General features: G+C 50.0%; 1 protein-coding gene. It reads right to left on the reverse strand.

What is annotated here, in order from left to right:
• Positions 1-857, reverse strand: an 857-nt coding sequence (locus tag DDZ17_RS22175; protein WP_157976802.1) for a glycyl-radical enzyme activating protein, incomplete at its 3' end; no start/stop codon positions are given.
• Positions 858-1679 lie beyond the last annotated feature (822 nt).

Below are 1679 nucleotides of genomic sequence, written 5' to 3' on the forward strand. Positions count from 1 at the left end.
CCGAAGCGTGGCAGCTTGTCGAGCCAAATCGGGTTGTACGGCAAGATCTGCATGTTCTTTACGCCGTTCTCGAGCATAAAGTCAGCAATGGCACTGAGGTTTTCATCTGTGTCGGTGATAAAGGGCACCAACGGGACCCGCGGCAGAACCTCGATCACCGAATCCCGTGCCAGGGCCTGGACCTTCCTGAAGTTCTCATGAATAGAATGGTTGGGAACGCCGCAGTACTGCTTGTGCGCATCGCTGTCCATCAACTTGAGATCAAAGTAGATGGTGTCGGTGTAGGGCAATACCAGATTTTCAAATACCTTGTAATTGAATAGGCCCGCTGTCTGGATCAGCGTGTGGACATTCCGCTGCTTCAGCCGCGAAAACAGTTCGCCGACCGAATCCATCTGCATCAGTGCCTCGCCGCCGGAGACAGTGACACCGCCGCCGGAGGCCTCGAAGAAGGCCTCGTCCTCAAGCACCTTCTCCACCAGCTGATCCATGTCGATGTCATTGCCACAGCGCTCCAGTGCACCTGACGGGCAGACATCAACGCACTTGAAGCACTGGGTGCATTTGTCGCGGATGATCTTGTCGGGCGAACTCAGGTCGATCGCCTGCTCGGGGCAGGCGTCAGCACAGTCGTGACAGCTGATGCACTTCTCTGCATCATAGGAGAGTTCGTAACCGGTGTTGATGCTTTCCGGATTCTGGCACCAGGTACAAGACAGCGGGCAGCCCTTGAAGAACACCACACTGCGAATGCCCGGCCCGTCGTCCAGGGTGTTTCTCTTGATGTCGAAGTACAGCGATGCCTTCCTTGGCTCGGTAACTGCTATCGCATCAATCAGGCTTGCATCAGGTCTCATACACTGCTCGGTATATTTCTAACCTTACCAACCATACGGCAGCTGCGCCATCGGAGGAAATCATATTCGCTCATTTTGAAAGCTCAGCCTCAGTTGAAATATTTATTTCCTATATTTATCAATGCGATACAACTCGCCATACAATGCATATCAGCTCATTGCTTTCACGCATTTGTTTGAATGTTACTTCCGCTACGGAAAATAACTTAGAAAGCCAGGTAAGATAATGGGCCCTTGAAACGCGCCAAGTAACGGGACGTACCATTCAGCAGTGTCAGGGGTCGATCTTTCCCCTGAACTCTAAGAGGACGCTCCCACACAATAGCTTTCTTGATGGCCGGGAGGTGCACCTGATGCGTCATCAGCGGAGAAGACATTACTACGGCCCCCTGTTCCATAAAGGTCACAGAAACGCTCCTCCAGTACACCTCCGCGCCTTGCATCCATGATAATAGCCCGTGATTCCACTGACATTGTTTCGCGGCAATGAATAGTCAAAAGGAGTTAGTTCCCAAGTAACGATCTTCATGCTTCTTCGCATTATAAATGGCCGCTTTAATTGTCTATCAACGCTTGAAATTGTCGCCCCATTCGCAAACGCTACTGACATAGTGCTCCGGAGCGCTTAGGCACCATAACTCAAATTTTATTCACCCCAAGAATATTTAACATACAAAATATAAACTAGAACATAGCGTGAATTCAATTTGTAAGTGCAACTCTTGACGAGTTGGTTAGAGGGCAAGCTGCTGTACTATTGAGCTTTCTCTCACCGACCAAAGTTAGAGGAGCACAATGAAATACAAACAGCTTACCCAAGAA

Source organism: Parahaliea mediterranea (genome assembly GCF_003402235.1).
Taxonomy (GTDB): Bacteria; Pseudomonadota; Gammaproteobacteria; order Pseudomonadales; family Halieaceae; genus Parahaliea; species Parahaliea mediterranea.